At 39.1% G+C, this 25,930-nt stretch carries 23 protein-coding genes; 6 read left to right on the top strand and 17 right to left on the bottom strand.

Annotation, left to right across the window (positions count from 1 at the left end; translation table 11 throughout):
* Positions 1-3: 3 nt before the first annotated feature.
* From proB to gpt, 4 genes are all read right to left on the bottom strand, one after another.
* Positions 4-1,107, bottom strand: coding sequence for a glutamate 5-kinase (gene proB / locus JEP71_RS08440; protein ID WP_109373927.1), 1,104 nt, complete (start codon positions 1,105-1,107; stop codon positions 4-6).
* A gap of 115 nt (positions 1,108-1,222) precedes the next feature.
* Positions 1,223-1,624, bottom strand: coding sequence for a sigma factor-binding protein Crl (crl, locus tag JEP71_RS08435; RefSeq protein ID WP_075672399.1), 402 nt, complete (start codon positions 1,622-1,624; stop codon positions 1,223-1,225).
* 71 nt (positions 1,625-1,695) lie between these two features.
* Positions 1,696-2,946 (bottom strand): esterase FrsA, encoded by a 1,251-nt coding sequence (gene frsA, locus JEP71_RS08430; protein WP_198620979.1) that lies wholly within the window; start codon positions 2,944-2,946, stop codon positions 1,696-1,698.
* A gap of 222 nt (positions 2,947-3,168) precedes the next feature.
* A complete protein-coding gene (gene gpt, locus JEP71_RS08425) occupies positions 3,169-3,630 on the bottom strand; it encodes a xanthine phosphoribosyltransferase (RefSeq protein ID WP_006534780.1) in 462 nt (153 codons plus the stop codon).
* Between the two features lie 353 nt (positions 3,631-3,983).
* Between gpt and pepD the strand changes: the two genes are divergently transcribed.
* The gene (gene pepD, locus JEP71_RS08420) at positions 3,984-5,441 is read left to right on the top strand and encodes a beta-Ala-His dipeptidase (protein ID WP_196534262.1); all 1,458 of its coding nucleotides are present in this window, start codon (positions 3,984-3,986) and stop codon (positions 5,439-5,441) included.
* Between the two features lie 218 nt (positions 5,442-5,659).
* Positions 5,660-7,822 carry a TonB-dependent siderophore receptor gene (locus JEP71_RS08415; protein ID WP_198626083.1) on the top strand — a complete coding sequence of 721 codons (2,163 nt, stop codon included), beginning with the start codon at positions 5,660-5,662 and terminating at the stop codon, positions 7,820-7,822.
* A 77-nt stretch (positions 7,823-7,899) separates the two neighbouring features.
* On the opposite strand, the gene dinB is transcribed toward JEP71_RS08415, so the two are convergent.
* The gene (gene dinB, locus JEP71_RS08410) at positions 7,900-8,955 is read right to left on the bottom strand and encodes a DNA polymerase IV (protein WP_160230048.1); all 1,056 of its coding nucleotides are present in this window, start codon (positions 8,953-8,955) and stop codon (positions 7,900-7,902) included.
* A 233-nt stretch (positions 8,956-9,188) separates the two neighbouring features.
* Between dinB and JEP71_RS08405 the strand changes: the two genes are divergently transcribed.
* Positions 9,189-10,061, top strand: coding sequence for a glycerophosphodiester phosphodiesterase family protein (locus JEP71_RS08405; protein ID WP_198626082.1), 873 nt, complete (start codon positions 9,189-9,191; stop codon positions 10,059-10,061).
* Positions 10,062-10,156: 95 nt separating this feature from the next.
* Here the strand turns inward: JEP71_RS08405 and nqrM are convergent, their stop codons facing one another.
* From nqrM to JEP71_RS08365, 8 genes are all read right to left on the bottom strand, one after another.
* A complete protein-coding gene (gene nqrM / locus JEP71_RS08400; RefSeq protein WP_023580998.1) occupies positions 10,157-10,384 on the bottom strand; it encodes a (Na+)-NQR maturation NqrM in 228 nt (75 codons plus the stop codon).
* 19 nt (positions 10,385-10,403) lie between these two features.
* Positions 10,404-11,426, bottom strand: a complete 1,023-nt coding sequence (locus tag JEP71_RS08395; RefSeq protein ID WP_109373920.1) for an FAD:protein FMN transferase — start codon at positions 11,424-11,426, stop codon at positions 10,404-10,406.
* 80 nt (positions 11,427-11,506) lie between these two features.
* Entirely contained in the window at positions 11,507-12,733 is a 1,227-nt protein-coding gene (gene nqrF / locus JEP71_RS08390; RefSeq protein ID WP_109373919.1) for an NADH:ubiquinone reductase (Na(+)-transporting) subunit F, read from the bottom strand.
* A 16-nt stretch (positions 12,734-12,749) separates the two neighbouring features.
* Positions 12,750-13,346 carry an NADH:ubiquinone reductase (Na(+)-transporting) subunit E gene (nqrE, locus tag JEP71_RS08385; RefSeq protein WP_006534792.1) on the bottom strand — a complete coding sequence of 199 codons (597 nt, stop codon included), beginning with the start codon at positions 13,344-13,346 and terminating at the stop codon, positions 12,750-12,752.
* A 5-nt stretch (positions 13,347-13,351) separates the two neighbouring features.
* On the bottom strand, positions 13,352-13,981 hold the full coding sequence (locus JEP71_RS08380) for an NADH:ubiquinone reductase (Na(+)-transporting) subunit D (protein WP_088493503.1): 630 nt from the start codon (positions 13,979-13,981) through the stop codon (positions 13,352-13,354).
* Positions 13,974-14,759: a Na(+)-translocating NADH-quinone reductase subunit C gene (locus tag JEP71_RS08375; protein WP_109373918.1), complete on the bottom strand. Its 786-nt coding sequence runs from the start codon at positions 14,757-14,759 to the stop codon at positions 13,974-13,976. The genes JEP71_RS08380 and JEP71_RS08375 overlap by 8 nt, the downstream gene beginning before the upstream one ends.
* A complete protein-coding gene (locus tag JEP71_RS08370) occupies positions 14,752-15,990 on the bottom strand; it encodes an NADH:ubiquinone reductase (Na(+)-transporting) subunit B (protein ID WP_023581003.1) in 1,239 nt (412 codons plus the stop codon). Before JEP71_RS08370 ends, JEP71_RS08375 begins: the two co-directional genes overlap by 8 nt.
* A gap of 3 nt (positions 15,991-15,993) precedes the next feature.
* On the bottom strand, positions 15,994-17,334 hold the full coding sequence (locus tag JEP71_RS08365; RefSeq protein WP_198626081.1) for a Na(+)-translocating NADH-quinone reductase subunit A: 1,341 nt from the start codon (positions 17,332-17,334) through the stop codon (positions 15,994-15,996).
* Positions 17,335-17,749: 415 nt separating this feature from the next.
* Here JEP71_RS08365 and JEP71_RS08360 point away from each other — a divergent pair, with 415 nt between their 5' ends.
* Positions 17,750-18,517: a L,D-transpeptidase family protein gene (locus JEP71_RS08360; RefSeq protein ID WP_198626080.1), complete on the top strand. Its 768-nt coding sequence runs from the start codon at positions 17,750-17,752 to the stop codon at positions 18,515-18,517.
* On the opposite strand, the gene JEP71_RS08355 is transcribed toward JEP71_RS08360, so the two are convergent.
* A complete protein-coding gene (locus JEP71_RS08355; protein ID WP_100158656.1) occupies positions 18,488-19,255 on the bottom strand; it encodes a class II glutamine amidotransferase in 768 nt (255 codons plus the stop codon). The genes JEP71_RS08360 and JEP71_RS08355 overlap by 30 nt on opposite strands.
* A gap of 53 nt (positions 19,256-19,308) precedes the next feature.
* Positions 19,309-19,887 carry a D-sedoheptulose 7-phosphate isomerase gene (lpcA, locus tag JEP71_RS08350; RefSeq protein ID WP_006534804.1) on the bottom strand — a complete coding sequence of 193 codons (579 nt, stop codon included), beginning with the start codon at positions 19,885-19,887 and terminating at the stop codon, positions 19,309-19,311.
* Between the two features lie 238 nt (positions 19,888-20,125).
* On the opposite strand from lpcA, the gene fadE reads away from it, so the two are divergent.
* The gene (fadE, locus tag JEP71_RS08345) at positions 20,126-22,573 is read left to right on the top strand and encodes an acyl-CoA dehydrogenase FadE (RefSeq protein ID WP_198620984.1); all 2,448 of its coding nucleotides are present in this window, start codon (positions 20,126-20,128) and stop codon (positions 22,571-22,573) included.
* 109 nt (positions 22,574-22,682) lie between these two features.
* On the opposite strand, the gene lysA is transcribed toward fadE, so the two are convergent.
* Positions 22,683-23,924: a diaminopimelate decarboxylase gene (lysA, locus tag JEP71_RS08340; protein WP_198626079.1), complete on the bottom strand. Its 1,242-nt coding sequence runs from the start codon at positions 23,922-23,924 to the stop codon at positions 22,683-22,685.
* Between the two features lie 112 nt (positions 23,925-24,036).
* Here lysA and JEP71_RS08335 point away from each other — a divergent pair, with 112 nt between their 5' ends.
* Positions 24,037-24,963: a LysR family transcriptional regulator gene (locus JEP71_RS08335; RefSeq protein ID WP_198620986.1), complete on the top strand. Its 927-nt coding sequence runs from the start codon at positions 24,037-24,039 to the stop codon at positions 24,961-24,963.
* Here JEP71_RS08335 and JEP71_RS08330 read toward each other — a convergent pair.
* Entirely contained in the window at positions 24,940-25,860 is a 921-nt protein-coding gene (locus JEP71_RS08330) for a LysR family transcriptional regulator (protein ID WP_198620987.1), read from the bottom strand. The genes JEP71_RS08335 and JEP71_RS08330 overlap by 24 nt on opposite strands.
* Between the last annotated feature and the right edge of the window lie 70 nt (positions 25,861-25,930).

Below are 25,930 nucleotides of genomic sequence, written 5' to 3'. Positions count from 1 at the left end.
TCCTTAGCTAACAATCATATCATCACGATGTACGGCAACACTGCCATACTCATAACCTAAAATTTGACTAATTTCTTGTGAATGGTGTCCTGCAATTAGACGCAGTGCATCACTATTATAGTGTGCAACACCATGAGCGAGATCTTTACCTTGTAAACTTTGAATGCGGATAACACATCCACGAGAGAAATCGCCTTTAATTTCTTTGATACCTTTTGGTAAAAGGGAGCTACCTTTTTCTTTAATTGCGTTTTCAGCTCCTTCATCAACCACTATCACACCAGCTATTGGCGCACCAAAGATCCACCGCTTACGCGCTTCTAATGGACTTTGTAAGCCATGAAATAACGTTCCAACAGGTTCATTATTGATAACTTTAGCGATAACTTCAGGTTGTACGCCTGCCGCGATGACAACATCAATACCCGCACGCCCTGCAACGGTTGCGGCTTGTAGTTTTGTTGCCATACCACCCGTACCTAAACCTGATACGCTATCACCTGCCATTTGGCGTAACTCATCATTGATATCAAAAACTTCAGGGATCAATTTAGCATCTGGATTACTACGAGGATCAGCGGTGTAAAGCCCTTCAATATCCGTTAGTAATAACAGTTTATCTGCACCGCCTAAAATAGCCGCTAATGCCGATAAATTATCGTTATCACCCACTTTAATTTCCGCGGTAGCAACAGCATCATTTTCATTGATAACGGGGATAATATGGTTATCTAACAGTGCATGTAAGGTATCGCGTGCATTTAAGAATCGTTCTCTATCTTCAATATCAGCACGCGTTAATAGCATTTGACCAATATGAATACCATAGATGGCAAATAACTGTTTCCATACTTGAATTAAAGCACTTTGCCCCACAGCGGCAAGCAACTGTTTTGAAGCAATAGTTGCAGGCAAATCAGGATAATTCAAATATTCACGCCCTGCTGCAATTGCACCTGAAGTGACAATTATAATCCGATGCCCTTTTTCGTGTTGTTTAGCACATTGGCGAACCAGCTCAACAATATGAGACTGATCCAGACGTCGTGAACCACCAGTAAGTACACTTGTCCCTAATTTAACAACCAGCGTTTGGCTGCTACTCATAACATTTACCATTCTTGTTGATTATTTAAAAAGATAATACACAGTTTTATCAGGAGAGAAGCGTTATGCCAACTGACATAACGCAAAATCTATGAAAAGTTGCCCTAACACAAAATTAGGGCTGAATGGGAAGCGGAAATTTGTTCATTTTTTCATCTGGAATGAGTGTCATCTCTAATTCACTCACCGCGAGTTGAAGAAATTCATGAAAACGAATAAGTGTTTCATTAATTGACTCAACAACATCATTCTTACTGATGTTCTGATGGAGCCAATCACCATTTTTATCGAATAGCCCAATTTGATAATGATAAATGAGCTGTTCATTATTGCGTTCTAATTCCATCCACCAGCCCCAAAACTCTCGTTTTTCCGGCGCGACTTTTTTATTTACACAAACGGCTAAACAGTCAAAAAAGAACTGGCTCTCTTGGCATTGTTGCTCTCGGATATATGGGCCGATTTGAGCAAAACGCTTTAATAACTTACCTCGGGTAGGGTTCAAAGATGAAGTCATAAATTCAGTCTCCTTAGAAACTCTACTGTTATATAATCTAATATAATTAGCAAGTTATTGTTCAAAATTAATTATATTAATTTATCATAGATCCAATCTGCGCTTTTTTGTAACGCGAGCTCTAAACCTTCGTAAAGCGGCTTATCATTAATAGCAAGAATGTCACCATCCATAGAAGAGCGTGCAATTAATTGCGAATCCTCTTTAGGGCTCATTTCATCACCTTTCCAATAAACCCCCATCATAGGAACAGGCATACGCCGCCCAATCAGGCCTTGGTTTTTCAGGGAGTAACTGCTCAATGATAATCGAAGATTATTCTCATCAATATTCCATAACCCTAAACGACTTGCTAACACATCAAGATACATCACAGGAATTTTTTTCTGCAATTCAGCTTGGGTAAAGAAAGCGTGGATCAAAGGGCCTAAGGCAACAACACCTTTAATCAATTTTGGGTAGATATAAGCTAAGCGCACGGCAATATTACCGCCAAAGCGAAAGCCCATCACACCAACACGAGTATGATCAATCCAAGGTACTTCAGAAAGTTGTTTTAAAACTTCACCTTGTAATTGGCATGTATCTTCCGTTAGTTTTTGTTTTACTGAATAACCAATTGCGGGCATATCCAGTGTTAGCATTGCAATACCTTTAGGGGAAAGGTAATTACGGAAGAAGCTGACATAATCGCTTTGTAAACCGTCTAATCCGCCACAAAATAACACGGTAGGATAAGGGCCTCTACAATCTTTGGGTAAATGCAGAAAACCCGTTGTCGTCCCTTTTCCCTCTAATTTAAATGTCAGTTTTTTGACTTCAAAAGAGGAGAATTTTGTCGCATTCTCAAAAGCTTTCATCGACAAAATAACTGCTTGATCCGCTAAAAAATCACCATTAATAAAGGGATATGCAGCAATACTATAAAGATGCGCGGCTTGTAACCAACAATCTGCTGCGGCATCACCAGACTCTTCACATAATGCTTTTTGTTGCCAGATCATCGCTTGATGTGACCATTCAAATGACCAGCCACCTTTACGATACCCAACAACAGTATCGATAAATTTTTCATCACTACGAGGTGCATCAGGCACCGCAATTCGGCTTAATACCTCTTCTATTTCAATAGGAGAAATACCTCGCCAAATCCATTGTAAACGTTGAATTGTTCGATACCAATTTAGCTGGCTTGTTCCATTTAATACAGAGTTTGTCGCTATATTTGATTTTGGGTGTGTGTACTGTATTAATGTTGACGTTTCTGCGTGTTTTGCACGAGGCTTAAACAGTGTTTCAGAAAGGTTTTTGTTCTCTGTCATATCGCTCTTCAAATCAGTGGATATCGTGTAAAGGGGCTTAAAAGTCTGGCTTTATCATAGCATGAAATCGACGGGAACAATGTGTATCACGACAAGCAATCGCACGAAGACATCATAAAGAGGAAGAGAAAAGAGAAAAGAGAAAAGAGAAAAGAGCTTAAAAACAAAAATCCCCGCCTAAGCGAGGATCTCAATTAAAACAGCAAAGCGAATGCTATCAACTTATTTTTGATCGCAAACAGGTGGAATAAAGGCAACACCCATATCCCAAGGCTGTTCAATCCATGTATTTTGCGGAATATCAACCACAAAATCATCCACTAAAGGACGGCCTTCTGGTTTTGCAAAAATAGTGACAAAATGCGCTTTTGGATACATCTCACGGATAACTTTAGCAGTACCACCAGTATCGACTAAATCGTCAACAACGATAAAGCCTTCACCATCACCTTCTGCTTTTTTTAAGATTTTGAGGTCACGCTGATGATCGTGGTCATAGCTAGAAATACAGACTGTATCCACATGACGGATACCTAATTCACGAGCAAGTAATGCAGCAGGGACTAATCCCCCACGGCTGACAGCAATAATGCCTGTCCATTGTTCGACTGGTAGTAAACGTTGCGCCAATTGACGGGCATGTATTTGCAACATATCCCACGTTACAACATATTTTTCGCTCATAATATTGTGATCCTAGCTACTGAAATTTCGAGAGAAGCTTTTTTGCGGAAAAAAAGGTTGCGCGAGATTATAGTGATTTGAGCACCTAAAAACCAGAAAAAACGTGAAAACAGGTGAGATTATCCTAATTTTTTTCTGTAATGTCTTTTTTCGATTAAAAAATGAACCATATAAAAAATGAATGCAAAATAGAGATCTAATTTCTTAGATAGAGATGTGAATAGAATGACGCATTCATCAGAAGAAAGTGATATTCTCAACTATATTGGCGTATAACGCTCAGAATAATAAAGCTAACCCTTAAAAAAGCGGTAGGCTATCAATAACACAGATGCTGTTAGAGGAGATCCATCGTGTCTGAACTATCTACTCTATCCCCACAACCACTATGGGATATTTTTGCAAAAATTTGTTCGATTCCACATCCATCACATCATGAAGAAGCCTTAGCTTCCCACATTCTTTCTTGGGCAAGTGAAAAAGGACTTTTTGCAGAGCGCGATGCCGTTGGCAATATTTTAATTCGTAAACCAGCAACCAAAGGCATGGAAGATCGTAAAACTGTTGTTTTACAAGCACACTTAGATATGGTGCCACAAAAAAACAACGACACCGTTCACGACTTTACTAAAGATCCAATTCAACCTTACATTGATGGCGAATGGATCAAAGCGAAAGGCACCACATTAGGTGCAGATAATGGTGTTGGTATGGCATCTGCATTAGCTGTTTTAGCTGATGACACTGTTAAACACGGCCCATTAGAAGTGCTGTTAACCATGACTGAAGAAACAGGTATGGACGGTGCTTTTGGTTTACAACCGGGTTGGTTACAAGCTGATATTCTTATCAACACAGACTCAGAAGAAGAAGGTGAAATCTACATGGGTTGTGCGGGTGGTATTGATGTTAAAACCACAGTAAGCCTTTCTTATGATGCAATCCCAGCAGGTCACGTTGTTAAACAACTGGTTCTAAAAGGATTAAATGGCGGCCATTCTGGTGGTGATATCCATTTAGGCTTAGGTAACGCAAATAAATTATTGGCACGTTTTTTAGCGGGTCATGCAGAAGAATTATCACTGAAATTAATTGATTTCCACGGTGGTACACTGCGTAATGCGATTCCTCGTGAAGCAAACATTGTTTTTGCAATTCCAGCGGATAAAGTCAAAGAATTAGAAGCATTAAAAGTACGCTTTGAAGAATTGCTAAAAAGCGAATTAGCGATCGCAGAGAAGAATCTAAAAGTTGAATTAATTGATACAACAACAGATAAAAAAGCGTTCACCGCAGATTGCCAATCTCGTGTCATTAACTTACTTAATGCAATGCCAAACGGCGTTATTCGTATGAGTGACGATGTTGAAGGTGTTGTTGAAACTTCACTAAACGTCGGTGTTGTTAGCATTGTTGATGATAAAGTAGAAATTCTGTGCTTAATTCGTTCTCTAATCGATAGTGGTAAAACCTATGTTGTTAGCATGCTGACAGCATTAGCAAAACTGGCTAAAGCCGATATTGAAACGAAAGGCGGTTACCCTGGTTGGAAACCAGATGCAGACTCTCCTGTTATGCATTTAGTTCGTGACACTTACCAACAACTGTTTGATAAAGTACCAAATATCATGGTTATCCACGCAGGTCTTGAGTGTGGTCTGTTCAAAAAACCTTACCCAGATATGGATATGGTTTCTATTGGGCCAACAATCCGTGGTGCTCACTCACCAGACGAACGCGTTCACATTAAGAGCGTCGGTCAATACTGGCAATTATTAACCGCGATTTTAAAAGCAATCCCTGCTAAATAATCTCGCTTTAACGTTAATAATGAAACCCGCTTATTGGCGGGTTTTTTGTTACTGAAGTCTCTGCAAAAAAATCATTTCTCTCTCATTCTCAATGAATTTCCCTTAAATATCATAACTTATAGAATGCTAATTATTATCATTAGCATTAATGTTTAATGAGTGATATTTTCACTGCTCCGCAGTTAAAGTTAAAAATAAAAAATTCAAAGGGATCGATTGTGTCTAATAAAAATTATGCTGTTAGCGTCTTACTCGCCTTACCGCTAAGTCTGTTATCTGTTCAAATTCATGCAACAGTTAATCAAAATACGCCTGAAAAAATAGTTGTGACAGCAACTTCATCACAAGATCCACAAGCGCCTGTTTCAGGTTTTGTGGCAACAAAAACATTATCAACAAATAAAACACCGACTGAAATTGAAAAAACACCACAATCCATTAGCGTGATCACCCGTGATCAAATGGACGCTCAAGATGTCAGCTCAGTTTCTCAGTCGTTACGTTATACACCTGGAGTTTTCACAGAATATCGTGGAAGTTCTAATCGTAATGATGAGGTTTTTATTCGTGGATACAGTTATGCACCACGCTTTCTTGATGGATTAAGTTATGGAATGGGAGCTTCATCGTCAACTGGCGCAATTGATCCATGGTTATTAGAGCGTGTTGAAGTTGTTAGAGGACCTGCATCTGTTCTTTATGGCCAAGTAAACCCAGGTGGCCTTGTTGCAATGACAAGTAAAAGACCAACTGCATCCCTTATTCGTCACATTCAAGTACGTGCAGGTAATGATAAATTAGCAGAAACCGCTTTTGATTTTTCGGGTACATTGAGTGATGATAATCGAGTTCTTTATCGCCTAAATGGTATTGCTAAAACACAACATACCCAAATAAAAAATTATAAAGAAGAGCGTTTTGCGCTCGCTCCTGCCATTACCTTTTTACCGAATGAACAAACACGTTTAACATTATTAAGCTTTATTCAGCAAGAGCCTGAAGCCGGTTATCGTAATTTTTTACCCGCTTACGGTACAGTAAAAAGTACGCCAGAAGGTACTATTCCCTTTGATTTTGATGTCAACAATCCCGATTACCATAAGTCATGGCGCCAGCAATATGGTATAGGTTATGAATTCGAACACGAATTTAATGACACACTAAAAATTGTACAAAATGCTCGATACAGCCATATTAATCAAAAATATAAATATCTTGTTTTTGGTTCTTTAAGAAAAGATAACCCTTATATTCTTGAGCGCCGAGCTCAACAAGAGCTGCGAGAAACAGATACTTTAGGAATAGATACTCGCTTACAAGCTGACTTTGCTACTGCAAAACTTAATCATACTGTGATTGCTGGTATTGATTATCAGTGGAGTAAAGATCAAGATAATTTACTTCGTGCAATGGGCCCCGAGTACGATCTTGATTGGCGTGATCCTAATTATCACTATCCAATTGATATGAGCTTACAAAAACCCGCAACCGATCAGCGACAAAAACGTGATCAAATCGGGTTGTATCTACAAGATCAGATCCAATGGAAAAATTGGATCTTACTTGCAGGCTTACGCCAAGATTGGGCTCAAGTTCGGACTCATGATTTCTTAGCTAAAAGCTATGTTCAACAAGATGATCATAAGTTAACGGGTCGCGCAGGGCTTTTATATTCTTTTGATAATGGTATTTCTCCTTATATTAGTTATAGCACCTCGTTTGAACCTAATTTACAAACTCGCCGCGCACCAGGAAGTGCCCCTTTTGAGCCTAGCGAAGGTCGTCAATTAGAAGCTGGAATTAAATACCTCACACCAAATGAACAAACATTGGCAACACTCTCTGTTTATCAATTACAGCAACGCAATGTAACCAACTACAATGCTGAAAAAGCGTATTTTGAACCAGTGGGTGAAATTAGAAGTCGTGGTGTTGAAGCGCAAATTAATAGCCAATTAACTGAAAATATTTCATTTATCAGCAGTTATGCTTATACCGATACTGAAGTAAGAAAAACCATTATTGCGGGAACACAGGGAAAAGAACTCCCTAGAGTTCCTAAGCACATGGCATCATTTTGGGGTCAATATGATGAAACATCAGGGCTATTTAATGGCTCTAAAGCAGGCTTTGGCGTGCGATATGTTGGCGTATCTCAAGGTGATACCAAAAATACAGTCAGTGTGCCCGCAGTTACGCTTTATGATGCCATGATTGGCTATTCATTAGGTGAGCTATCACCTTCTTTAAAAGGTGCTGAAATTCAGCTTAATATGAATAATATTGCGAATAAACACTATGTTGCATCTTGTGCTGGTGATACTGCATGTTTTTATGGGATCGGCAGAACAATGACAGCAACAATGAATTATCGCTGGTAAGACTATATAGATTAACTACATAAATTAACTACGTTAGCCATAGCCTGTCTGTTGATCGGCTATGGTTTTTTTAATTCTTACAGTGCTAAAAGAAGTTGTCGTTCTATTTGCGGATCTTGTAAGGTGACATGAAATCCGATTAATCGCACACCTCTGCCATTTCGGCGCTCATGCCATGCTTGGTAGGCAATATTTATTAAATCGGCTTTTTCTAAAATAGGATGAGTATGCTCTTGTGTCGTTAATTGAAAATCATCAAATTTTAGTTTAACGCCTTGCCTTGCTATCCTTAAATCGGGTTTCACTTTTGTTAGTCGCCGTTCTAATTCGCTATATAATCCGTCAAGTAATGCCAAGCAATCATCCCAAGAATTAATATCTGAAGCAAAAGTACGTTCAACTCCGACTGATTTTCTAAGTCTATCAGGGTTAATTTCACGCTCATCGATGCCATGACTGCGTTCCCATAAATTTTGACCAAATTTCCCAAATACTTTTACTAAAGAAATGACATCAGTACGGCGAATATCAGCACACGTTTCTAAGCCCATTTCTTGCAAGCGAGCAAATGTCACCTTACCTACACCTGGTATTTTGTTAAGCGGTAATTTTAAAATAAAATCATCGACTTGCTCTGGTGTAATAACAAATTGCCCATTTGGTTTGTTGATATCAGAGGCAATTTTGGCGAGAAATTTAATCGGTGCAATGCCTGCGGATGCAGTAAGATTTAACTCATCAAAAATTTGTTGGCGAATTTCTTGAGCGATCAACGTTGCAGAACCATGACAATGCTTACTGTCAGATACATCAAGATAAGCTTCATCGAGTGAAAGAGGTTCAATAAGGTGGGTATAACGAGAAAAAATTTGGCGGATCTTTGCTGATGTCTCTTTATAGAGAGGCATTCTGCCGGGTAAAACTTTTAAGTGAGGACATAACTTCAACGCTGTCGCCGTTGACATAGCACTACGGACGCCAAAACGACGAGCAGGATAATTCGCCGTGCAGATCACACCTCGGCTAGAAGCATTGCCTCCAACCGCAATTGGGATCTCTTTTAGTGCTGGATTATCTCGCATTTCAATCGCAGCATAAAAACAATCCATATCAACATGAATAATTTTACGCATACAATCACCTCGCCTCATTTACTGTTTAAATATACAGTAAATAAATATTAACTACAATTTTTATTCCTTCTCATCTCCCTCTATTGAGGTGTATTTCTCATAAAAATCTGAATTAGTCTGTTTATTTATAGAATTGTCACAAAGTGGTGATAGATTGTTTTAGCTCGCTGATTAATTACATTAATTTTAAATATTGTTTTGTAACTATATATAAAACAAGGAAATAATTTTTCATGATCAAATTATTTATCGCTATTTCTCTCTTTTTTTATTCTGTAATTCTTATGGCATCTCCTAAAATTATCGCACATCGTGGTGGCACAGCTGATGCCCCTGAAAATACTGAAATTGCTATAAAAACAGCCCTCTCTAATCAAGCTGATGCAATTTGGATCACTATTCAATTATCGAAAGATAATATTCCTGTCCTTTATCGTCCTAGTGATTTAAAAAGCTTAACAAATGGGCAAGGTAGTGTTTCTGACTTTACGGCACAGCAACTTAAACAATGGGATGCTGGCTATAAATTTGGTGAAGCACAACAATTTCCTTATCGAAATAAAGGTGTCACCATTCCGACATTGGATGAGATATTAACTCAATTCCCTACAACACAGTTTTATCTTGATTTAAAATCACCAGATGCTGATCCTGCAATCCAAGCTGAAGCATTAACCACCGTACTTCATAATCATAACGCACTGGATAGAACTCGCGTTTATTCTACAAATACTGCATTTCTTGACGCCTTATCAACTAATGTACAACGTTTTGAAAGTCGTGATATTACTCGTGATATTTTAGCCAATATCACAATGAGCCATATTTGCCTACTACCTGAAAATTTAGATATTACTCGTTGGTATGGGCTTGAGCTTCACCGCAAAGTAGAAGTTGTTGAGAAATACACATTAGGTGAAGCACGCTCAGCATCGGTTCTAAGTTGGGATAAAGACGCTATGTCTTGTTTTCGTGCTGGTGGCAATGCTCATATTGTTCTTTTTGGGATCAATACAGAGAAAGATTTTATTCAAGCCACAGAATTAGGTGCTGATGCAGTTATGGTCGATTCACCCGCAAAGATGAAAGCATTTAGAAAAGAGTAAGCCCCTAGCTTTTAGCTTCGCTTCTTCAGAAAGAAGAAAATAAAAAAGAGTGATGTAAATATATACACCACTCTTTTTTTATTTTTATATCTTACTTAAAGAATTCTATTTTTATTAAGCAATTCTTCTCTTGCTGCATCTTTTGCCATACGTTTTTTACGTGCATCACAAGGTTCGGGGCAATCACACTCTTTTTCTATGCCCATAGCACCTAAACCGCCACAGCTACCTTGAAGGCTTTTACGTTTTACAATATAGCCTAACGCCATACCAAAGAAAGCAATCAAGAATAAGATGAAGGCAAATAGAAATATTTTTAACATAACCTTCTCTCCTTAAATTCTACTTTTTCAAGAACGGGGCGAATGCTTTACTATAACGCTCTTCAAACCCATTTTCAGTTTTCACTATCATAAAGACAGGAATATTTAGCTCGTTTGCTACTGCTAACCCTTTTTCAGGCCCTAAAACATTCAATCCTGTCGAAAGACCATCTGCGCTCATGCAAGTTGGCACAATCACAGTAATAGAAACAAGGTTATGTTTAATAGGATGACCTGTGGTTGGGTCAATAGTATGAGAAAAACGGACACCATTCTCTTCAAAATAGTTACGATAATCACCAGAAGTGGCTATTGAGTTATCACCTGGTTCAATAATTAACTGAACACTCTGTTTTGTGCCGTCATTTGCTGGTTTTTCAATCGCTATACGCCAAAGCTTGTCATTACCATTCACGCCTTGGGTTCTTACTTCACCACCAATATCAACCATATAGTTAGTAATATTCTGTGAAATTAAATATTCAGCCACAGCATCAACGCCATAGCCTTTAGCAATCGAAGATAGATCGACATAAAGCTCAGGGATCTTCTTAATTAATGTATTACCTTCAACAGCAAGGTAATCAATTCCAATCCACTGTTTACGTTTTTCTAATTCATCTTCAGAAGGTTGATGCGTAAATCGGCCTTCTGGGCCAAATCCCCATAAATTAACTAACGGTCCAACGGTCACATCTAAAGCACCATCTGTTATTTTATTAATACGGATAGCTTCACTGACTACTTTAGCTGTCGCGGGTGAAACAGGAAATGGGGTATTAATTTCACGGCTTTGATTGAAACGACTGAGTTCAGAATGAGGACGATATGTTGACATTTGATCGTTAACTTCTTCAAGGATACGATCAATCTCTGTTTGTAAGACGTTTTGTGGAGGTGAATTACTGTCAGGAACATATTTAATCGAGTAATAAGTTCCCATGGTTTCACCTTCTAATACCTGCTGCTTTTCACCACATGCAGATAATAGAACTAATGCAGACAGCATCACTATCCAATTTATCATCTTTCTTTTTAACATAACTCTCTCTTCTGATCATGAGCGCCCACATAAGTGGGCGCTTGTCATTTCATTCATTTATGCTTTATCGGAAGTTAGGATCAACCCCCAAAGTCATCCAGCATAATGTTTTCATCTTCAACGCCTAAGTCTTTGAGCATTTTAATAACTGCTGCATTCATCACTGGCGGTCCACACATATAGAATTCACAGTCTTCTGGTGCTGGATGATTTTTGAGGTAGTTTTCAAACAACACATTGTGAATAAATCCAGTATAGCCAGTCCAATTATCTTCAGGCAATGCATCTGAAAGCGCGACATTCCATGTGAAGTTTTCGTTCTCTCTCGCGAGCATGTCGAAATCTTCTGTGTAGAACATTTCACGAACAGAACGCGCACCATACCAGAAGCTGATTTTACGTTTAGAATGTAAGCGTTTTAATTGATCAAAAATGTGTGAGCGCATTGGTGCCATACCTGCACCACCACCAATAAAGATCATTTCAGCATCAGTTTTCTTAGCAAAGAATTCACCAAATGGCCCTGAAATCGTCACCTTATCACCTGGTTTTAATGACCAAATATATGATGACATAATTCCTGGTGGCACATCAGGATTACGTGGCGGAGGTGTTGCAATACGCACGTTTAACATGATGATGCCATGCTCTTCTGGATAGTTCGCCATTGAATAAGCACGTACAGTGGTTTCTTTAACATCAGAAACATAGCGGAACAAATTAAATTTATCCCAATCTTCACGATACTCTTCTGGTACATCAAAATCTTCATAACGTACCGTATGAGGAGGACATTCGATTTGAATAAATCCACCTGCACGGAAAGGTACAACCTCACCTTCAGGGATTTTTAACACTAATTCTTTAATAAAAGTGGCTTTATTATCATTTGAGATAACTTCACATTCCCACTTTTTAACACCAAAGATTTCTTCCGGTAATTCTAATTTCAGGTTGTTTTTTACGTTTACCTGACACGCTAAACGACAACCTTCTTTAGCTTCACGCTTATTAATATGTGAAAGTTCTGTCGGTAAAATATCACCGCCACCTTCCAGCACTTTAACGCGGCACTGACCACAAGAGCCACCGCCACCGCAAGCTGATGAAATAAAAATACCTTCGTTTGATAGTACGTTAAGTAATTTATCACCTGCTGGTGCATCAAAACTTTTGTCTGGGTCTCCATTGACCTCAACTGAAATATCCCCTGTATTGACCAGTTTTGATTTTGCGAACAAAATCAACGCTGTTAATACCAATACAATCAGGGTAAACATCACGACACCTAGAATAATTATATCCATGAGTTCTTCTCACCCTTTATAGCTGAACACCAGAGAAGGACATGAAACCTAATGCCATCAACCCTGTGGTGACAAAAGTAACGCCTAACCCTTTCATACCTGCCGGTACATCCGCGTACTTCATTTTCTCACGGATAGAAGCCAGTAATACGATGGCTAACATCCAACCAATCCCAGAGCCGAAACCATAAACAATAGATTCACTGAAGTTATAGTCACGTTGTGCCATAAATGACACGCCACCGAAAATGGCACAGTTAACGGTAATAAGTGGCAAGAAGATCCCTAGTGCGTTATACAGCGCAGGGAAATAACGGTCTAAAATCATTTCTAGGATTTGTACCAGTGCCGCAATCACACCAATGAAAGTGATAAAGTTTAAGAAACTTAAATCAACACCTTCCATTAATGCATTATCACGTAACACATAGTTGTAAACCAAGTTATTCAACGGTACAGAAAGACCTAGAACAACGGTAACAGCGATACCTAATCCAAAAGCTGTTTTTACGTTTTTAGAAACGGCGAGGAATGTACACATCCCTAAGAAGAATGCGAGCGCCATATTCTCAATAAAAACAGCACGAACAAACAGGCTTATATAATGTTCCATGGCGATTAGTCCTCTTCAACCTGTGCAGGTTTTAATGTACGTAATCCCCAAATTAGCAAGCCAATAATAAAGAACGCACTTGGTGCTAACAGGAATAAACCGTTTGGCTGATACCAGCCACCATTTTGGACAGACTCCATCACTGTAATGCCGAATAATTTACCAGAACCAAAAAGTTCACGTAAAAAACCAACAAGGATCAAGATAACGCCGTATCCTAAGCCGTTACCAATACCATCCATAAAGCTTTCAACAGGAGGTGCTTTCATCGCATAAGCTTCAGCACGTCCCATTACAATACAGTTAGTAATGATAAGACCAACGAAAACAGAAAGTTGCTTAGAAATTTCATACGCATAAGCTTGTAGTATTTGGTCAACAACGATAACTAATGAAGCAATAATCGCCATTTGAACAATAATACGAACACTACTTGGTATGTAATTACGAATGAGTGAAATAAAGAAGCTTGAAAATGCAGTAACCAAAGTTACCGCAATTGTCATCACTAATGCGGTTTCAAGTTTTGTTGTTACAGCCAATGCAGAACACACACCTAATACCTGTAAGGCAATCGGGTTGTTATCTAACAATGGCCCAAGTAAAACTCGTTTAATTTCTTTTGTATCAGCCATTGATCTCTCCTTCACGAACTTTTTTCAGGAATGGGCCGAAACCTTTTTCACCTAACCAGAAATCGAACATATGCTGGATACCATTTGAGGTCAGTGTCGCGCCAGAAAGTCCATCAATACCATAAGGGCTATCAGTTGTACCACTACGTACTATCTTAATTGCAGGAGTACCTTGTTCGTTAATTAAGCGCTTACCCTTCCATTGTGCTTTCCATTGTGGATTGTCTACTTCACCACCTAAGCCTGGTGTTTCACCATGAGCATAATAGGTAATGCCTTTAGAAGTCACACCATCAATATCAACCGCAACGAAAGCATACATCACAGACCATAAGCCAGAACCATAAACAGGTAGAACAACTTCTGTGGTTTTGCCTTGTTCATCAAGCACAAAGTAGACTTCTGCTGTATTAGCACGACGGCGAATTTTGGCGATATCTTCTTGTGGCGATAATGCAATTGAAGTGTCATCACTGCGTAAAGCCGCACTTAAATCAAAACTGCCTTTACTATCAGTCAGTTCACCTGTCTGGAAATTAACAATTTTTGCTTTAATACGAGTGTCATACACCTTCAGTACATCTGTCGCACTCATTTTAGGTACGAGCAGACCCGCAACATCAAGAATATTACGTTGTTTATCAAGAAGTTTTTGTTCTTCTTGTTTAGACTTCAGTCCAACAGCGGCTCCTGCTACTACCACGGAACACACCAGACATAGAATAAATACAACGAGGAACGTTCTTGCGACGCTATCTTTGTTTTTCTCTTTAGCCACGAGCTTGTCTCCGCTTAATATTCGCCTGAACAACCACGTAATCAAACAGTGGTGCAAATAAGTTTGCGAATAAGATTGCCAGCATCATACCTTCTGGGTAAGCCGGATTGACGACACGAATAAGCACAGCCATTACGCCAATCAAAATACCGTAAGCCCATTTACCTTTATCGGTAAACGATGCGGATACTGGATCTGTTGCCATAAACATCATACCGAAAGCAAAACCACCTAATACTAAGTGCCAGTGCCAAGGCATTGAGAAGAGAGGATTAGTATCTGAACCGATAAAATTAAACAGGTATGACATTGCAATCATGCCCACCATTACCCCAGCAACAATACGCCATGAAGCAATGCGAGCAAAAAGAATGACAGCTCCGCCGATTAAAATCATCAGTGTTGAAACTTCACCGATCGACCCTGGAATATATCCAAGGAAAGCATCCATCCAAGAGATTGGTTGTTGAGTGACGGTATTTAATAATGCACTTTCACCCGATACAGACCATTGCGATAATGGTGTCGCACCAGAGAAGCCATCAGCCGCAGTCCAAACCAGATCACCTGAGATTTGAGCAGGATAGGCAAAGAACAGGAATGCGCGACCTGCTAATGCAGGGTTTAAGAAGTTACGCCCTGTACCACCAAAGATTTCTTTCGCGATAACAACACCAAACGTAATACCTAATGCAGCCTGCCAAAGTGGTAATGTTGGCGGTACGATCAAGGCAAATAAGATTGATGTAACAAAGAAGCCTTCGTTAATTTCATGACCACGAATAAAGGCAAAAAGAACTTCCCAAAATCCACCAACCGCAAAAACAACAAGATAAATAGGTAAAAAGTAAGTTGCACCAAGTAGCATCTTACTTGCCCATCCAGCATCTGTTGTTAATGATGCGCCGAGAAATTCAGCGAGGCGATAGTGCCAATCTGAAGCAATAATTTGCTGTAATTCAGCACCGCTATATAACTGATTAAGTGCTGGGATCGCTTGATGACCGACGTTATACATTCCCCAAAACATTGCTGGGAAAACAGCCAACCAAACTAAGATCATCATGCGTTTTAGGTCAATAGTGTCACGAACATGCCCACCATTACGCGTGACAGTACCTGGCGTATAAAATACCGTGGTAACGGCTTCATAAAGTACGTACCATTTTGCTAATTTGCCACCGGGCTCAAAATGGTGCTCTACTTTTTCAAATAAATTTTTCAAACCCATGAGTTACCCTTCCTGCTCAATTTTGGTCAATACTTGGCGCAGTGCTGGGCCATACTCATATTTGCTTGGGCAAACATAAGTACATAATCCCAAATCTTCTTCATCCAATTCCAAACAACCTAATGCTTGAGAACTGTCAGTATCACCTACAACTAAATCACGTAATAAATGCGTTGCCATAATGTCTAACGGCATCACACGCTCATAGTTACCAATTGGTACCATTGAACGTTCGCCACCATTCATTGTGGTTGTAAATGCAAAGCGTTTATTTTTTAAGAAGTGACCGATAGTTGTACGAGTGATAGAAAATTTATCGCTACCCGGCATACCCCAACCAAATAACTCTTTATCACGGCCTTCGCGTAATACAGAAACTTGGTTATGGAAACGACCTAAATGGTGATGAGCCTCATCAGATTTCCATCCCCATAATACAGAGCCAGAAATAATGCGGTTTTCACCATCAACTAATTGATCTTTAGTTAACTCATAGAGATCAGCCCCTAAACGAGTACGCACTAAACGAGGTGCTTTTACTTGAGGGCCAGCTAATGCAACAACACGCTCTGTATATAAAGAACCTGTTGTAAACAAATAACCAATAGCAATGACATCTTGGTAATTTAAATGCCAAACCATTTTCTTAGCACTCACAGGTTCTAAGAAATGGATATGCGTACCAACTAATCCTGCTGGATGTGGGCCTGCAAATTGGTTATAGCTAATTTGTCCATCATTTAATTTTGTAGGTGATTTTTCACCATGACAAACATAGACTTTGCCTTCGGTTAAACGAGTTAAAACAACAAGACCATCATTAAATGCCTTCTCATTTTGCTCAATAATAACCATAGGATCTGCTGCAAGCGGATTTGTATCCATTGCAGAGACAAAAATGGCGACAGGTGTTGTGCCTAAACGCGGAGTACGGCTATAAGGACGAGTCCTTAATGTAGTCCACATTCCCGAATTAACGAGGTTAGTTTCAACTTGTTCACGGGTCAGGTCTGAGAGCGTTGAGCTATCATAACGGTTAAAGGTGATTTCTTCGTCGCCATCAATTTCGATAACGATAGATTGGAACACACGACGTTCGCCGCGGTTAATTGCAACGACTTTACCACAAGCTGGGCTGGTGAAAATGACACCGGCATTCTTTTTATCTTCAAAAAGAATTTGCCCTTTTTTTACATGCTCACCTTCCGAAACCATCATAGAAGGACGCATACCGACATATTCTTCACCTAGCAATGCTACGCGTCGAATCGCGGGTCCGTCTTCTATCACTTGGGCAGGTGCTCCTGCAATTGGGAGGTCGAGTCCTTTTTTAATTTTAATCATAAGATTTGCACAAGTTTATCAGTTAAACCCTAAGCTACAAATTCACCCCGAAAATGTAGCGACTCTGTAATAAAAACATCTTAAGGTGTTTTTGAACCCTAAGTTATTTATCTCCGATAATTGTTAACTATTTCTCTTATTCTGCCGAACTGAATTTTATCATCTCAGCCTAAACCTGTCTGACTATTCGAGTGATTTAGCTCAAGCAAATGGGAATATTATTTTGACTGAAACGTTAATAACTCGTATAAACCGAATTAAAATATCATCTTTTTCGACGAGCGCTTAAATTTCATACAGAATATTTTGTAAAAGAAAAGAAACCATATCAGATTTTAATTTACAAATTTATTGCTTCATAGCAATCTACGATCTACTTTATCAACAAATTTTAAGCTATTTTTCTGATAAAACCATGACCAGTCACGCAAAACAACTAATCAGTTTTTTAACATTAATGTTAATTTCTTTATTTGTTAACGCTGAAAATAATTCAAGTTTTCTAATGAAACCTGTTAAAAAAAGTACAGGTCAGCCTATCTATATTCAGATTTTCAAAGAAGAAAGCTTACTTGAACTTTATACGGAAAAATTAGATGGGCAATTAGAAAAAGTACGTACTTACCCCATTTGTAGCTATTCTGGAGGCCTTGGACCTAAAAAGTTTCAAGGTGATTTAAAAAGCCCCGAGGGTTTTTATCAGGTTAATTTCTCACAATTAAATCCGAACAGTCGATTTTACCGAGCTATCAACCTAGGATTTCCTAATCAATATGATAAATCAAAAGGATACACTGGCGATTTTTTAATGATCCACGGGGCTTGTAAATCGGTTGGTTGCTATGCAATGACAGATTCTGTAATGGATGAAATTTATCAGTATGCTGAATTGGCGCTACAAGGTGGTCAATCTACGATTAATATTCATATTTTTCCATTTAAAATGACCACTGAAAATATGAAGAAACATCAGTATTCAAAAGATATGGATTTCTGGCAACAGCTTATGCCAGCCTACCAATATGTTGAAGAACACAAACAAATCCCATCTGTTACCGTTCAAAATGGACGTTATTTCGTTAATAGCACTTTGACTTCACCTAATAGTGTAAACCCTGTCCTTAACTTATCGCAAAATAGTGAAAGCAAATGGTTACAGGATACGCACACCACGATCAAATAAGACAAACTCACCAGCGGGAATACGCTGCCAAGATTCATTTCCAGTCAATGGTAATGTTGAAATAACAGAAACCACATCATCTGATTGTGTGTGTTGCTGGAAATCGATTTCTACATCTTGATCAAGTAATTTGGCTTTGCCGAAAGGTGCTTTACGCGTGATCCAATGTAAATTAGTTGAACAATATGCCATTACAAATCGACCATCTGACAACAGCATATTAAAAACCCCTTTTTGCTTTAATTGAGAGGCTAAAACAGCGATAAAACGAAATACAGCAGGCCAATTCACAGGGGTTCTTTTATAACGATTTTCGAGCTGATTTAAGATCCAGCAAAAAGCTTTTTCACTATCCGTCTGCCCTATGGCTCTAAAACGCCCCGTATCAAGAGATTGATAACCTTTTAGTTGACCATTATGTGCATAAGTCCAGTTTTTTCCCCATAATTCACGAGTAAAAGGATGGGTATTTTCTAAAGAGACATTACCTCGATTCGCTTGACGAATATGAGCGATCACAGCCTCTGATTTAATCGGGTATTCTTGAACAAAGCGAGCGACTGGTGAAATTGCACTAGCTTGAGGATCTTTAAATGTACGACATCCCAACCCTTCGTAGAAAGTAATTCCCCAACCATCTTTATGAGGTCCTGTCTTACCACCTCTTGGAATTAATCCACTTAGACTGAAATTAATATCTGTCGGTACATTTGCACTCATACCTAACAACTCACACATCGCTCACTCCTTCTTGCCGATGTTTCTTGCTAATTTATAGCAATATCAACAAATTATTTTTCCATTTCTTTTTCAATTAATTGGATCAGAATATGGATAACTTTAATATGAATTTCTTGAATACGATCAGCGTAACCGAAATGAGGCACACGAATTTCAATATCTGCTGTACCGTCCATTTTTCCGCCATCTTTACCCGTTAGCGTAATGACTTTCATGCCTTTCTCACGCGCAGCACTAATTGCTTTGATGATATTGCCTGAATTGCCTGAGGTTGAAATACCCAGCAGAACGTCACCTTCTTTACCCACAGCTTCAACATAGCGAGAAAAGATATATTCATAGCCAAAATCATTACTTACACATGAGATATGGCTTACATCTGAAATAGCAATGGCAGGATAACCAGGGCGATTTTCACGATAGCGTCCAGTTAGCTCTTCTGCAAAATGCATTGCATCACAATGAGAGCCACCATTACCGCAAGATAATACTTTACCGCCTGCTTTAAAAGAATCTGCTAATAACACCGCAGCTTTTTGGATAGCTTCAATATTTGCGTCATCTTGAAGAAAGCGAGATAGCGTATCTGCTGCTTCTGTTAATTCACCACGGATAAGATCTTGGTACATAGGATTTTTACTCCAGAAAGGGTAATCGAAATTTTCTGTTTCTCAGTGTAACGGATTAAATGTCATGAAAGAAGATGCCTATTATAGACAAATGCTAACTTCTCTCATTTACGAATAATTTGTGAGCTATATTGTAATTAGAATGTAAATATATTGATAAAAGTTAGTGACTAGATTAGATCTAAATAACAAACAACAGGTCTGACCTCTGATCTCTTGCTAAATACAGGAGTTTATTATGACACTACTCAGTATCGTACTTTTTATCGTTCTTATTGGCTTACTTAGTTATCGCAAATTCAGTATCGCGGTAAGTAGCCTCGCGCTTATTGCTTATACATTAGTCATGGGTGTCGCCAATATTTGGAGTTACTGGTTACTCCTTCCCGTTGCATTGGTTTTATTACCCTTTACTATTCCTTCTATTCGTAGAGCCTATATCTCAGTACCTGCACTTAAAGCATTTCAAAAAGTCATGCCTTCTATGTCTAAAACAGAACAAGAAGCTATTGATGCAGGTACAACATGGTGGGAAGGTGAGTTGTTCCGTGGTGCTCCCGACTGGAAACAACTTCATAATTACCCTAAACCACAGCTAACAGCTGAAGAGCAAGCTTTCCTTGATGGCCCAGTCGAAGAAGTTTGTCGCATGACAAATGACTTTGAAATCACTCATGAATTAGCTGATTTACCTCCTGAAATCTGGCAATACCTTAAAGATAATCGCTTCTTTGCGATGATCATTAAAAAAGAGTACGGCGGGTTAGAGTTTTCAGCCTACGCTCAATCACGCGTATTGCAAAAGCTGTCAGGAGTGTCTGGTATTTTAGCCATCACCGTTGGTGTACCTAACTCTTTAGGTCCTGGTGAGCTACTGCAACACTACGGTACTGATGAACAGAAAAAACGCTATTTACCAGGCTTAGCCAAAGGGGATGAGATTCCTTGTTTCGCCTTAACAAGCCCTGAAGCGGGTTCCGATGCAGGAGCTATTCCTGATAGTGGTGTTGTCTGTATGGGTGAATGGCAAGGAGAGCAAGTGCTTGGCCTTCGTTTAACATGGAATAAACGCTATATCACTCTTGCTCCTATCGCGACCGTATTAGGATTAGCATTTAAATTACGCGATCCTGACCATCTATTAAGTAATGACGAGAACCCAGGCATTACCTGCGCGTTAATTCCAACTAATGTCAAAGGTGTTGAAATCGGTCATCGTCATTTCCCATTGAACGTACCATTTATGAATGGGCCAACTCGTGGTAAAGATGTTTTTGTTCCTATCGATTACATCATCGGTGGGCCAAAAATGGCAGGTCAAGGTTGGAGAATGCTGGTGGAATGTCTCTCTGTAGGTCGAGGGATTACTCTGCCTTCAAATTCTACTGGTGGATTAAAAAGTGTGGCAATGGCAGCTGGTGCTTATTCTCGTATCCGTCGTCAGTTCAAAATTCCAATTGGCAAAATGGAAGGTATTGAAGAGCCATTAGCACGTCTGGCTGGTAACGCCTATCTTTTAGATTCTGCAGCGACCTTAATTACTACGGGTATTATGCTAGGAGAAAAACCCGCCGTATTATCAGCTATCGTCAAATATCACTGTACTCACCGAGCGCAACGTGGCGTTATCGATGCAATGGATATCGTGGGTGGTAAAGGGATCTGCCTTGGACCATCAAACTTTGTCGCACGTTCTTATCAAGGCTCTCCAATTGCCATCACTGTTGAAGGTGCCAATATTTTAACTCGTAGCATGATCATTTATGGTCAAGGTGCTATCCGTTGTCATCCTTATGTATTAGATGAAATTGCAGCAGCACGAGACAATAACCTACATGATTTTGACCGCGCTTTATTTGGTCATATTGGTCATGTGGCAAGTAATACTTTACGTAGTTTGTGGTTGGGTATCACTAATGGTCGATTAAGTAATTCTCCTACTAATGATGAAACCCGTCGTTATTATCAACAAATTAACCGCCTAAGTGCCAATATGGCGCTATTGTCTGATGTTTCAATGGGAGTTTTAGGTGGAAGCTTAAAACGTCGTGAGCGTATTTCAGCACGTTTAGGTGACATATTAAGTCATATTTTTCTCGCTTCTGCCGCGCTTAAGCGTTATGAAGATGAAGGTCGCCATACCGCGGATTTACCTCTCGTACATTGGAGCGTAAAAGAGTGCTTATACCAAGCTGAAAATGCAATTGATGAACTGCTACGCAATTTTCCAAGCCGTGTTATCGCAGGCACCATGCGTGCAATTATTTTCCCACTAGGTAAAGCTCAAAAATTACCATCAGATAAATTAGATAGCAAAGTAGCACAACTTATCCAACAACCGTCTGAGACTCGTGATCGCATTGGTAGAGGTCAGTACTTAACACCGAGCGAGCATAATCCACATGGTTTAATGGAAGAAGCACTACTGGATATCTTAGCTGCTGAGCCTATTTTCGACCGCATTTGCCGCCTCTATGAGAAGAAATTTAGCTTTACTCAATTAGATAAATTAGCGGATAAAGCACTGGCTGATAAACGAGTAACTCAAGAAGAAGCCGATATCTTACGTAAAGCAGAACAGAGTCGCTTACGGAGTATCAATGTTGATGAGTTTGACTTTGATGCATTGGCGGTACCTGCAAAAAAGCAGAAAGCTGACAATCTCAAAACAGATAAAGCCGCTTAAAAATATATAGGGGAAGATGTTTCCCTATAAAACACAAACACCTCATCACTAAAATTGTCATGAGGTGTTTTTTATTTTTCAATGAAAGCATATTTAATAAAAAAATGAATTAGAGATCTAATTCCAACGCTAATAACTCTTCTATTGTTTGACGACGACGAATTAATTGGGGAACGCCCTCTGTTATCAACACTTCAGGAATAAGTGGTCGGCTATTATAATTTGATGACATTGAAGCACCATAAGCTCCAGTATCATGAATAACTAAATAATCACCTACCTGTGCTTGAGGTAATAAACGAGGAACAACAGTGCCTCCCTCCTGCTGAGTAAAAACATCTCCAGATTCACACAAAGGACCAGCCACAATCGTCTCTTGTAATTCTGTCATTGGTTTTATTTGACCATGGCTATCTAAAACTGAAATTTGATGATAACTGCCATACATTGCAGGGCGCATTAAATCACTAAATCCAGCATCCACCAGCACATAATGACGACTTCCCATTGATTTAACGGCTCTCACTTGTGAAATCAATACCCCTGACTCAGCCACTAAAAAACGTCCTGGCTCGATTTCTAACTCAACAGAATGTCCTAAGTGTTGTGCAATACGCTGACGAGCCTTATCCCATAAAGAAAAATAATGATCCAAATCGACTGTCGCATCACCCTCTTGATAAGGCGTTGACAATCCACCTCCTGCCGAAATAGCCTGAATATCAACTTGAGAGGTAAGCACTTGCTCTACCATTGCATCACAGACACTAGAAAGGTGTTGATAATCAACACCAGAGCCAATATGCATATGAAAACCAACTAGCGTTAAATTGTATTGTTGGATCACGGCTAACGCTTCAGGCACATCTTCATACCAAATACCATGCTTACTGTTTTCTCCGCCTGTATTGGTTTTTTGGCTATGTCCATGACCAAATCCAGGATTAATTCTTATCCAAACCGCATGCCCTTGATTGCGTTTACCTAATTGACGAAGCATATCAATGGAGCCAGCATTAACAGGAATATCTAATTCAACAACACGCTCAATGGTTTTTTCATCAAGTAAATCAGCCGTAAAGACAATCTCACTTTTTTCTCTACCTCCTTGATAACCCGCAACTAAAGCACGTTCAATCTCTCCTAATGAAACAGAGTCAACTTTAACACCCTGTGCTTTCATTAAACGTAATATATGAATATTGGAGCAGGCTTTTTGAGCAAAACGAACCACATCAAAAGATTTAAGCTGAGCAATACGCTGAGAAATCGTATCGCCTTGATAAATCCATAATGGCGTTCCATAAGTTTGTGCTAATTGGTATTGAGCCATAGTTATTGATGTTGTCATGTTATCTACTCATAAAAATCACGGGGGAATAAATTCATTATTTATTAACTTACAAGGGAATAAAAATATCAAATAAGCTACACTCTATTCATCCGTGATATAGGAATAGACAATGAAAGCTCCTTTTAATTGGCGGCATATTGAAATTTTTCATGCAGTGATGACCACTCAGAATCTAACTGAAGCCGCAGAGTTACTGAAAACATCACAACCCACTGTCAGTAGAGAGTTATCTCGTCTTGAGCATCTATTAGCATTTAAATTATTTGATAGAATAAAAGGCCGTTTACAACCCACAACTGAAGGGTTACGCTTTTTTGAGGAAGTACAGCGTTCTTATTATGGCTTAGATAGAATAATTAACGCAGCTGAAAATATTCGCCATTTTAACCAAGCAGAATTGAATATCACCTGCTTGCCCGCATTTGCTCAGTCATTATTACCTTCAATTTGCCGACAATTTCTAGATACATATCCTGATGTTAACTTAACCATTGTTCCGCAAGAATCCCCATTATTAGAGGAGTGGTTATCGGCTCAACATTATGATTTAGGATTAACTGAACACACTCAAACGCCAGCAGGAACGCGACAAGAAACGCTACTCACACTCAATGAAGTTGCAGTTTTGCCAAAATCACACCCATTGTGTAAAAAGCCATTGTTAAATCCTGCTGATTTTCAAAGCCAGCGTTTTATTAGCTTGTCTGCCAATGATAGCTACCGACAATTGATTGATACCGTTTTTATTAAAGATGGAATTACACGACAGCTAGTGATGGAAACACAAAGCGCCGCCTCTATTTGTGCAATGGTGAGTGAAAATATCGGCATTTCAATTGTTAACCCGATTACCGCACTTGATTACTTAGATAAGTCTATTTGTCTTCGTCCTTTAAGCTTTTCTATCCCCTTTACCATCAGCTTAATTACTCCAACACATCGCCCGTCATCACAACTTGTTTCCTATTTTATTGATGTGATGAAAGAGACATTATCAGATTACCCTAAGCAATTAACCCAAGCTTTTACCCGATAAAGCAAGCCAGTAAGGTGATGATGAAAACCACTCAACTAAGAAATCCAACAATACTCTGACAGCTGCGGGCATATTTTGCCGACTCGCTAAAACTGCATAAATCCCCATCGGCAAAGCTTGATAGTTAGCCAAAACTTGTTCTAATTCACCGCTTTCAAGATAAGGTTTGGCTGAATAATAAGGTTGTAGCGATATGCCGACTCCTTTTAACGTAGCTTGCAATAAAACAACTGATTCATTTGCACTTAAATTACCGCCAACAGGGACTGAATAACGTTCATCACCTAAATTAAATTCCCACAAGCTACGACCAAAAAATCGGTAAGTTAAACATTGATGCTGCGCAAGCTCATCTGGCGTTTGAGGTATACCTTTTTTTGCTAAGTAATCTTTATGAGCACACACCACTGAAAGACATGTCGCTAATGAGCGTGCGATTAAATTAGGCTCAAGGTGATTCGTAATACGCAATGCAATATCAATTCGTTCTTCTACCAAATTCACGGTTTGATTGGTAATTTGTAAATCAACCGCAATTAAAGGATAACGTTGCATAAACTCGCATATCGCCACTGACAAAATGCTATTTGCTAATGATTGTGAACTGGTAATACGAACAAGCCCGCTGATTTGATGACGTTCTTTCGGAATATTGGCAGGAATACGTTCAGCCATTTCTAATAGCTGTAAACTCTGTTCATATACCATTTCACCTACTGATGTTAGGCTTTGTTTGCGTGTCGTTCTATGCAATAAACGCACCCCTGCCCACTCTTCCATTTCATTTAAATATCGCGTCACCATCGCTCTAGACATACCTAGATAATCAGCAGCTTTTATCATGCTTCCCTGCTTCACAATGGTTACAAACACTTCTGATGCTTTTATTTTATCCATTTCATTTACTCGATTTACGCAACAATCAATTGCCTAAAATAGGGTTTTTCTCTTGTTTTATGCAACATAT

Source organism: Proteus sp. PR00224 (assembly GCF_016238105.1).
Taxonomy (GTDB): domain Bacteria; phylum Pseudomonadota; class Gammaproteobacteria; order Enterobacterales; family Enterobacteriaceae; genus Proteus.
Note: the sequence above shows the minus strand (reverse complement) of the source record. Positions and strands in the feature narration are given on the sequence as shown.

Coding starts and splice junctions, on each gene's coding strand:
- proB (WP_109373927.1), bottom strand. CDS start 1,107: ATGAGTAGCAGCCAAACGCTGGTTGTTAAATTAGGGACAAGTGTACTT.
- crl (WP_075672399.1), bottom strand. CDS start 1,624: ATGACTTCATCTTTGAACCCTACCCGAGGTAAGTTATTAAAGCGTTTT.
- frsA (WP_198620979.1), bottom strand. CDS start 2,946: ATGACAGAGAACAAAAACCTTTCTGAAACACTGTTTAAGCCTCGTGCA.
- gpt (WP_006534780.1), bottom strand. CDS start 3,630: ATGAGCGAAAAATATGTTGTAACGTGGGATATGTTGCAAATACATGCC.
- dinB (WP_160230048.1), bottom strand. CDS start 8,955: ATGCGTAAAATTATTCATGTTGATATGGATTGTTTTTATGCTGCGATT.
- JEP71_RS08405 (WP_198626082.1), top strand. CDS start 9,189: ATGATCAAATTATTTATCGCTATTTCTCTCTTTTTTTATTCTGTAATT.
- nqrM (WP_023580998.1), bottom strand. CDS start 10,384: ATGTTAAAAATATTTCTATTTGCCTTCATCTTATTCTTGATTGCTTTC.
- JEP71_RS08395 (WP_109373920.1), bottom strand. CDS start 11,426: ATGTTAAAAAGAAAGATGATAAATTGGATAGTGATGCTGTCTGCATTA.
- nqrF (WP_109373919.1), bottom strand. CDS start 12,733: ATGGATATAATTATTCTAGGTGTCGTGATGTTTACCCTGATTGTATTG.
- nqrE (WP_006534792.1), bottom strand. CDS start 13,346: ATGGAACATTATATAAGCCTGTTTGTTCGTGCTGTTTTTATTGAGAAT.
- JEP71_RS08380 (WP_088493503.1), bottom strand. CDS start 13,981: ATGGCTGATACAAAAGAAATTAAACGAGTTTTACTTGGGCCATTGTTA.
- JEP71_RS08370 (WP_023581003.1), bottom strand. CDS start 15,990: ATGGGTTTGAAAAATTTATTTGAAAAAGTAGAGCACCATTTTGAGCCC.
- JEP71_RS08365 (WP_198626081.1), bottom strand. CDS start 17,334: ATGATTAAAATTAAAAAAGGACTCGACCTCCCAATTGCAGGAGCACCT.
- JEP71_RS08360 (WP_198626080.1), top strand. CDS start 17,750: ATGACCAGTCACGCAAAACAACTAATCAGTTTTTTAACATTAATGTTA.
- JEP71_RS08355 (WP_100158656.1), bottom strand. CDS start 19,255: ATGTGTGAGTTGTTAGGTATGAGTGCAAATGTACCGACAGATATTAAT.
- lpcA (WP_006534804.1), bottom strand. CDS start 19,887: ATGTACCAAGATCTTATCCGTGGTGAATTAACAGAAGCAGCAGATACG.
- fadE (WP_198620984.1), top strand. CDS start 20,126: ATGACACTACTCAGTATCGTACTTTTTATCGTTCTTATTGGCTTACTT.
- lysA (WP_198626079.1), bottom strand. CDS start 23,924: ATGACAACATCAATAACTATGGCTCAATACCAATTAGCACAAACTTAT.
- JEP71_RS08335 (WP_198620986.1), top strand. CDS start 24,037: ATGAAAGCTCCTTTTAATTGGCGGCATATTGAAATTTTTCATGCAGTG.
- JEP71_RS08330 (WP_198620987.1), bottom strand. CDS start 25,860: ATGGATAAAATAAAAGCATCAGAAGTGTTTGTAACCATTGTGAAGCAG.